The 8,436-nt window shown below is 70.0% G+C and carries 5 protein-coding genes and 1 pseudogene; 2 read left to right on the top strand and 4 right to left on the bottom strand.

The window, feature by feature from the left end; translation table 11 throughout:
• The 4 genes and pseudogenes from AB0305_RS21785 to AB0305_RS21770 all read right to left on the bottom strand — a co-directional run.
• A pseudogene (locus AB0305_RS21785) lies at positions 1-325 on the bottom strand (deoxyribonuclease); the annotation flags it as partial.
• A 96-nt stretch (positions 326-421) separates the two neighbouring features.
• Entirely contained in the window at positions 422-1,348 is a 927-nt protein-coding gene (locus tag AB0305_RS21780) for an AEC family transporter (RefSeq protein WP_364134562.1), read from the bottom strand.
• Positions 1,349-1,382: 34 nt separating this feature from the next.
• A complete protein-coding gene (panD, locus tag AB0305_RS21775; RefSeq protein ID WP_364134559.1) occupies positions 1,383-1,811 on the bottom strand; it encodes an aspartate 1-decarboxylase in 429 nt (142 codons plus the stop codon).
• Between the two features lie 86 nt (positions 1,812-1,897).
• Positions 1,898-2,806: a LysR family transcriptional regulator gene (locus AB0305_RS21770; protein WP_364134556.1), complete on the bottom strand. Its 909-nt coding sequence runs from the start codon at positions 2,804-2,806 to the stop codon at positions 1,898-1,900.
• Between the two features lie 150 nt (positions 2,807-2,956).
• Between AB0305_RS21770 and AB0305_RS21765 the strand changes: the two genes are divergently transcribed.
• Both AB0305_RS21765 and AB0305_RS21760 read left to right on the top strand, forming a co-directional pair.
• Entirely contained in the window at positions 2,957-4,420 is a 1,464-nt protein-coding gene (locus AB0305_RS21765) for an amino acid permease (protein ID WP_290256436.1), read from the top strand.
• A 329-nt stretch (positions 4,421-4,749) separates the two neighbouring features.
• Entirely contained in the window at positions 4,750-8,256 is a 3,507-nt protein-coding gene (locus tag AB0305_RS21760; RefSeq protein WP_364134553.1) for a bifunctional proline dehydrogenase/L-glutamate gamma-semialdehyde dehydrogenase, read from the top strand.
• Positions 8,257-8,436: the final 180 nt, after the last annotated feature.

Raw genomic sequence — 8,436 nt, 5'->3', positions numbered from 1 at the left:
CGAGCACGTCCAGGGCCTTGCTGGCGAAGGCGGGCTGTCCGTGCGGTGCCGTGGCCCCTGAGGCGCCGACCGCCGGGACGGTGTCCGGGTCCAGCGGGTTCTCCGGGTCCGCCGACGGCGACGGCGTGGCGGTCGGGGAGGGGGCAGCGCTGGTGGCGGCTGTCGTGTGGACCGCTGCCGGGACGGCGTCGGCGGCCGCCGGGGCGGGCCCGCCGCACGCGGTGGTGGAGACCAGCACCAGGCCCGCGACCCCGCAGGCGATCCAGTCGATGACGCCGCGGCGTCCCTTGGCTGCGGCGCGTGCGCCGTCGTCGTTCCTGCCCATGATCCTGCTTCCCCCGGTGTGCTGCCTGATGCGTGGCCGCGAAAGGCCGTCACCAGCCTAGTGGCGGCGGGTCGGGCGTCCGGGGTGCCACGCCGCTCAGGCCAGCAGCAGGGCCACCCCGATCATGGCGGGGACGGCCACCACCGTGGTGATCAGCACGGTGTCCTTGGCGACGGTGAGGCCGGTCCGGTAGCGGGTGGCGACGACGAAGACGTTCTGGGCGGTGGGCAGCGCGGAGGTGACGACGACGGCGAACAGTGCCTGGCCGTCCAGCCCGAGGGCGAAGCGGGCGAAGAGGAACGCCAGCGCCGGGTGCACAACGAGCTTGAAACAGCTGGCCAGCACCGTGTCCACGCGGCGGCCCGCGGCGGCGTGCAGGGGCCGCGAGCCGTTCAGGCTCATGCCGAAGGCCAGCAGCATGGCGGGGATCGCGGCGCCGCCAATCAGATGGATGGGCTGCAGCACCAGCTCCGGGATCTGCACGCCGGTACCCGCCACCACCAACCCGAGCGCGGACCCGACAATCATCGGGTTGCGCAGGATCATCAGCAGAAAGCTCAGCGGCGTGGTCCGGTGGCCGCTGGTGGTGGCATCCAGCAGGATCAGGAACAGCGGCGTGAAGAACGCGAGCTGGAAGATCAGCAGCGGGGCGACGTACCCGGCGTTGCCGAGGACGAAGACGGCGATGGGGATGCCGAGGTTGGCCGAGTTGGCCAGGGAAGCGCTCATCGAGGAGACCAGGGCCTCCGGCAGCGGCCGCTTGAGCACAAAGCGGACCAGCGCGAAATATAGCGCCGCGGTGGCGACGGCTCCGACGGCGGTGACCAACAGCGGGGCGGCGAAGACCTCGTTGAGCCTGGCCTTGCTGAGGGTCTCGAACAGCAGGGCGGGGCTGGCGACAAAGAAGGTCAGGGCGCTCAGGACGGAGCGGGCGTTCTCGCCGAGGATGCCGCGGCGGCCGACGACCATGCCGACCAGGATGATCGACCAGACCACGAAGAAGCCGGCCAGGACGCCTAGCATCCGGCCGGTTCCGGGGTCAGGGGGCGGGGCGGCTTCAGCTCAGGGCGGCGTTGTTCAGCGCATGCGGCGGCCGGAGGATCCCGGCGGTGTGGCCTTCTGCGGGGTCGTTGCCGATCTGCACCACACGGTTGTCCCGGTCCACGTGGACCACGGTGGGCGTGAAGGCCTTGGCCTCCTCGGTGGTCATCTGGGCGTAGGTGATGAGGATGACGATGTCGTTCTCGTGCATCAGGTGCGCGGCGGCCCCGTTGATGCCGATGACGCCCGAACCGCGCTCGCCGGCGATGGTGTAGGTCTCCAGCCGCGCGCCGTTGGTGACGTCGACAATGGACACCAGCTCGCCCGGGAGGATGTCCGCCGCTTCCAGCAGGTCCAGGTCCACGGTGACCGAGCCGACATAGTGAAGGTCCGCGTGGGTGACCGTGGCGCGGTGGATTTTGGACTTGAACATTGTGCGATTCATAACAGCTTCAGTCTAGCGCCGGGGCGCTTGACCCGCTGTGAGCCAGGGAACACCCCCGTGGCCGTGCGGTTCGTATCCGCCGCCGCTCACTCCGTCGGCGAGATCGAGGCCGCCGTCCGCGCCAGTACCTCGCGGGCGGCCAGGATCGCCGGCCGCTTCGCGCTGGAGCGCCGGACCGAGGTGAAGACCGTCCGGTAGGGCCGGCCCGGCAGTTCAATCAGCCGGGCCGTGGTGCCCCGGCCGGTCCAGACCAGGTCCGGCATCAGTGCCACCGCGTTGCCCGACTCGATCAGCCGGATCTGTGCCTGCAGGTCCGCGGTCTCGAAGCGGACGTCGGGTTCGAAGCCGGCGCTGCGGCAGGCCTGCTCCGCCCAGTGCCGGGACGCAGCGCCGCGCGGCTCCATCACCCACGGCATGCCGGCGGTGTCCGCGAGCGAGGCCGCCGTGGGCCGGCCGGGAGCGGCCGGCGGAACGGCCAGCCGGATGGCGTCCCGGGTCAGGCTGACCCGGTCCAGTTCGGCGTAGTGGGGCGCGGCGTGGCCGGGGTACTGCTCGGCGATGACCAGGTCGAAGTCCCGAGCCCAGGTCTCGTGCAGCGCCGTCTCCGGTTCCCGCTGGGTCATCTCGATCCGGACCTCGGGATAGCTCTCGGTCATCCGGGTCAGGGCGTCCGGCATCAGCGCCAGGGCGGCCGACTGGAAAACGGCGATCCGCACGGTGCCGGTCACGGTGGTCAGCGAGGCGGCAAGGTCCGCCTCGGCCTGTTCCAGCGTCTCCAGCAGCTGGGCCGTGTGGGCCACGAGGACCTCCGCCTGCGGCGTCAACTGGACCCGGCGGCCGGTCTTGCGGAGCAGTTCGACGCCGGCTTCCTTCTCCAGCTGGGCCAGTTGCTGGGAGACCGACGACGGGCTGTACTGAAGCGCTTCGGCCACCTCGGCCAGGGTGCCGCGGATCTGGAGTTCGCGCAGCAGCCGCAGCCGCCGGACATCGAGCATGACAATTCCTTGTGAATTCTAATGTTTATCGGTTAGGAGAAGTCACTTTATCTAATGGGATCCGGCTTGCATACTGGGTCAATCATGTGACCCCCACCACGGGTGCCCGCCGCCGGCGGGGGCGGGGTCCACCCGACGCAGGAGACCGGAATGAGCACCAGCGACCTGACCAGATCGATCATGCGGCGCAAGCCGATCGACGACATCGAGGAAGAAAGCAAGCACAGCGGCCTGTTCAAGAGCCTGGGCCTCTGGCAACTGACGGCCATCGGCGTGGGCGGCATCATCGGCGTCGGCATCTTCTCCCTGGCCGGCCTCGTGGCGCACGGCAGCGAGAGCGAGCCCGGGGTGGGGCCGGCGGTGCTGTTCTCCTTCCTGATCGCGGGCCTGGCCTCCGCGGCGGCCGCCTTGTCCTACGCCGAATTCGCCGGCATGATCCCGCGCGCGGGCTCCGCCTACACCTACGGCTACGTGGCGCTCGGCGAGGTGATCGGCTGGTTCATCGGCTGGGACCTGCTGCTGGAATACATCGCCATCGTGGCCGTGGTGGCGATCGGCATCTCCGGCTACTTCGACGCCTTCCTCTCCGGCATCGGGATCCACATGCCGGTCTGGATGACCTCCACCGTGGACGAGGGCAAGGGCGGCGTGGTGAACATTCCCGCCATCCTGGTCTGCCTGCTGGTGACCTGGATCCTGTCCCGCGGCACCCGGGCCTTCGGACGCTTCGAGCTGATCGCCGTTGCCATCAAGGTGGTCCTGATCCTATTCATCATCGGACTGGGCATCTTCTACATCAACACCAATAACTACAACCCATTCATGCCCAGCGGCTTCGGTCCGGTGCTGGCCGGGTCTGCCACCGTGTTCTTCGCGGTGTTCGGCTACGACGCAATGAGTACCGCGGCGGAGGAAGCCACCGACGGCAAGAAGCACATGCCCAAGGCGATCGTGCTGTCCCTGATTATCGCCATGCTGCTCTACGTCGCCGCCACCCTGGTCCTCACCGGCATGCAGAACTACAAGGACATTGATCCGAAGGCCGGCTTCGCCTCCGCCTTCAACGGTGTGGGCCTGCCGGTGATCGCCACCATCATCTCCGTTTTCGCCGTGCTCTCGATCCTGACCGTGATGCTGACGTTCCTCCTCGGCGTCACCCGCGTGTGGTTCTCCATGAGCCGCGACGGCCTGCTCCCGGGCTGGTTCGCCAAGACGGACCGGCACGGCACCCCTCAGCGGGTCACCTGGATCGCCGGCGTCGCCTCCGCCCTGCTGGCCGGGGTGTTCCCGATCAAGGCCGTGGCGGACCTGACCAACATCGGCATCCTGGCCGCGTTCGTCGTCGTCTGCCTCTCGGTGATCATCTTCCGCTACAAGCGCCCGGACGCCCCGCGCACCTTCCGCTTACCGTTCATGCCCGTGGTGCCGCTCTTCGGCATGCTGGCCTCGGCCTTCCTGATGGCCCAGCTGCACTGGGAGACCTGGCTGCGCTTCGGCGTCTGGCTAGTGGTGGGTCTGTGCATCTACTTCGGCTACGGCCGGAAGCACTCGCTGATGAACCCGGCGAGCCCGCGGCACCAGGAGGCGGTGGAACAGCACCGGCACGTCGGCTGACCCGCGGCGCCTTCACCTCGCCGCCACACCCGACGCTCCCTCAGATCCGGCGCGCTTCCGGCGAACCCTCCCGCAGTTTCGGCGCGTTGCTGGCGGACGCTTCCTCAGTTTCGGCGAACCCTCCCGCAGTTTCTGCGGGAGGGTTCCGTCGTTGTTGGCAGGACGTGAGGGAGCGTCGGAACGGGGAGTGCAGGAGGTGAGGGAGGGCGGCTCAAAGATGCGGTTTTTCTAACCAGTAATCCTCAGAAAACGTCGCTTTATCTTACGTGATACGAATCGCATACTGATGGGAAGAAACGTCCACATCTTGAGAAAGCCCGAGTGCCACCATGACCCACACCTCCACGGAAACCGGCGCCGTCACCGCCGCCGCGGCCACGACAGTCGCCGAAGCGGCGGCCCTGGCCGATGACTGCATCGCGCTGGTGCGCCGCTGGCTCACCGCCGCCTCCAAGGTTCCCGTCGACGCGTCCGCCCAGCAGCTCGCCGGCGTGCTGAAGGACCCGAACGGCCTCGGCTTCACGGTCGGGTTCGTCGACGGCGTCGTCCGCCCCGAGGACCTCCACGTCGCCGCCCGCAACCTCGCCGCCCTGGCCCCCAAGGTCCCCGCCTTCCTGCCCTGGTACATGCGCGCCGCCGTCCGCCTCGGCGGAACCATGGCGCCGGCCCTGCCGCAGGTGGTCATCCCGGTGGCCCGCCGCGTGCTCCGCGAGATGGTCGGCCACCTGATCGTGGACGCCACCGACGCCAAGCTGGGCCCGGCCATCGCCAAGATCCGCAAGGACGGCATCAAGCTCAACGTCAACCTCCTCGGCGAGGCCGTGCTCGGCGAGCATGAGGCCTCCCGCCGGCTCAAGGGCACGCACGCGCTGCTGGCCCGTCCCGACGTCGACTACGTCTCGATCAAGGTCTCCTCCACGGTCGCCCCGCACTCCGCCTGGGCCTTCGACGAGGCCGTCGAGCACGTCGTCGAGAAGCTCACCCCGCTCTTCACCCGCGCCGCGTCCTTCGCGGCCAACGGCGGCAAGGCCAAGTTCATCAACCTGGACATGGAGGAGTACAAGGACCTGGACATGACCATCGCGGTCTTCACCCGGATCCTGGACAAGCCCGAGTTCAAGAACCTCGAGGCCGGCATCGTGCTCCAGGCCTACCTGCCGGATGCCCTCTCGGCCATGATCCGCCTGCAGGACTGGGCCGCCGCGCGCCGCGCCACCGGTGGCGCCCCGATCAAGGTCCGCGTGGTCAAGGGCGCCAACCTGCCGATGGAACAGGTCGAGGCCTCCCTGCACGACTGGCCGCTGGCCACCTGGAACACCAAGCAGGACTCGGACACCAACTACAAGCGCGTCATCAACTACTCACTGCACCGGGACCGGATCCGCAACGTCCGGATCGGCGTCGCCGGGCACAACCTCTTCGACATCGCCTTCGCCTGGCTGCTGGCCAAGAAGCGCGGCCTCGCGGACGCCGGGCACCAGGGCATCGAATTCGAAATGCTGCTCGGCATGGCGCAGGGCCAGGCCGAGGCCGTCAAGCAGGACGTCGGTTCGCTCCTGCTCTACACCCCGGTGGTCCACCCCGCCGAGTTCGACGTCGCGATCGCCTACCTGATCCGCCGGCTCGAGGAGGGCGCCAGCCAGGACAACTTCATGTCCGCCGTGTTCGAACTCTCCGAGAACGAGCAGCTCTTCGAACGGGAGAAGCAGCGCTTCCTGGCCTCCCTGGCCGCGCTCGACGAGGAGGTCCCGGCCCCGAACCGCCGTCAGAACCGCGCCCTCCCGGCCGAACCGATGCCGCGCGAGGGTTTCCGGAACACCCCCGACACCGACCCGTCGCTGCCCGCCAACCGCGACTGGGGCCGCGCCATCCTGGACCGCGTGCCGGGCTCCACCCTGGGCAACGCCGCCGTCGAGGCCGCCACCATCACCGACGAGGACACCCTCAACGCCGTCATCGACACCGCTGTCGCCAAGGGCAAGGCCTGGGGCGCCCTCTCCGGCGCCGAGCGGGCCGAGATCCTGCACCGCGCCGGCGACGCGCTGGAAGCCCGCCGGGCCGAACTGCTCGAGGTCATGGCCAGCGAGACCGGCAAGACCATCGACCAGGGCGACCCCGAGGTCAGCGAGGCCGTCGACTTCGCCCACTACTACGCCGAATCGGCGCGGAAGCTCGACGACGTCGACGGCGCCACGTTCGTCCCCGCGAAGCTCACCGTCGTGACGCCGCCGTGGAACTTCCCGGTTGCCATCCCCGCCGGCTCCACGCTCGCCGCTCTGGCCGCCGGCTCCGCCGTCGTCATCAAGCCCGCCAAGCAGGCCGCCCGCAGCGGCGCCGTCATGGTCGAGGCGCTCTGGGAGGCCGGCGTCCCCCGCGACGTGCTGACCATGGTGCAGCTGGGCGAACGGGAGCTCGGAACGCAGCTGATCTCCCACCCGGCCGTGGACCGCGTCATCCTTACCGGCGGCTACGAGACGGCCGAACTGTTCCGCTCGTTCCGCAAGGACTTGCCGTTGCTGGCCGAAACCAGCGGCAAGAACGCCATCATCGTCACCCCCAGCGCCGACCTGGATTTGGCCGCCAAGGACGTGGCCTACTCCGCGTTCGGCCACGCCGGCCAAAAGTGTTCGGCCGCGTCGCTGGTGATCCTGGTGGGCTCCGTCGCGACTTCCAAGCGCTTCCACAACCAGCTGATCGACGCCGTCACCTCCCTCAAGGTCGGCTACCCGGAGGACCCCGCCAGCCAGATGGGCCCGATCATCGAACCCGCCGGCGGCAAGCTCCTGAACGCCCTGACCACGCTCGGCGAGGGTGAGACCTGGGCCGTGGAACCGCGGCAGCTCGACGACTCCGGGAAGCTCTGGAGCCCCGGCGTCCGCTCCGGCGTGCGGCGCGGTTCCTACTTCCACCTCACCGAGTTCTTCGGGCCGGTACTGGGCGTGATGACCGCCGCCACCCTGGAGGAGGCCATCGCCATCCAAAACCAGACCGAGTACGGCCTGACCGCCGGGCTGCACTCGCTGAACTCGGATGAACTGGCCCTCTGGCTGGACACCATCGAGGCGGGAAACCTCTACGTCAACCGCGGCATTACCGGCGCGATCGTGCAGCGCCAGCCCTTCGGCGGCTGGAAGAAGTCGGCCGTTGGCGCCGGGACCAAGGCTGGCGGCCCCAACTACCTCGCCGGGCTGGGCGACTGGGCCAGTACGGAAGCCACCGCGGCCCCGGGCCCGCTGAGCCCCGAGGTGGCGCGGATCGAGGACGCCGCCAAGGGCTTCCTGGCCGCCGCCGACGTCGCCCCGTTGCAGCGTTCCCTCGCCTCCGACGCGCAGGCCTGGTTCGACGAGTTCGGCACCGCCAAGGACGTCTCCGGGCTAAGCGCGGAGCGCAACGTCTTCCGCTACCGGCCGCTGCCGGTCCTGGTCCGGCTCTCCGCGGGCAGCCCGCTCGCCGAGCTGGTCCGCGTGCTGGCCGCCGGCGTCCGCGCCGGGTCCACCCTTACGGTTTCCAGCGCCGCGGCGCTGCCCGCCCAGCTGCAGGCCGTGCTCGCCGGGCTGGGAATCTCGGCGACGGTGGAGGACGACGCCGCGTGGCTGGCCTCGGCGGGGCGCCTTGCCGCCGCGCCGAAGCTCGCCGTGCCGCGGATCCGCCTGATCGGCGGCGACCCCGTCGCCCTCGCCGAGGCCACCGGCGGACGTCCGGACCTGGCCGTCTACACCCACCCCGTGACCGAGGCCGGCCGCGTTGAACTGCTGCCGTTCCTGCACGAGCAGGCGGTCAGCATCACCGCGCACCGCTTCGGCACCGCAAACCACCTCTCCGACGGGCTGATCTAGGACGATCCGGCGCCTCCCGGGCGGGCCGGGCGGCGCGCCCGGGAGCGCAACACAGGGGCGGGGCGGGGGCCGCTGGGGGACCCCCCCCCCCCCCGGGGGGGTGGGCCGGGCGGGGGCGCGGGGACCGCCCCGCGGGGGGCCCCGCCCCGGGCCCGCAGGGGCGGCGGCGTACACGCCCCC

The sequence above is a fragment of the Arthrobacter sp. NPDC080086 genome, assembly GCF_040702285.1.
The sequence above is the reverse complement of the archived record's forward strand: the minus strand, read 5'-3'. Positions and strand labels throughout refer to the sequence as shown.

Coding starts and splice junctions, on each gene's coding strand:
- AB0305_RS21780 (WP_364134562.1), bottom strand. CDS start 1,348: ATGCTAGGCGTCCTGGCCGGCTTCTTCGTGGTCTGGTCGATCATCCTG.
- panD (WP_364134559.1), bottom strand. CDS start 1,811: ATGAATCGCACAATGTTCAAGTCCAAAATCCACCGCGCCACGGTCACC.
- AB0305_RS21770 (WP_364134556.1), bottom strand. CDS start 2,806: ATGCTCGATGTCCGGCGGCTGCGGCTGCTGCGCGAACTCCAGATCCGC.
- AB0305_RS21765 (WP_290256436.1), top strand. CDS start 2,957: ATGAGCACCAGCGACCTGACCAGATCGATCATGCGGCGCAAGCCGATC.
- AB0305_RS21760 (WP_364134553.1), top strand. CDS start 4,750: ATGACCCACACCTCCACGGAAACCGGCGCCGTCACCGCCGCCGCGGCC.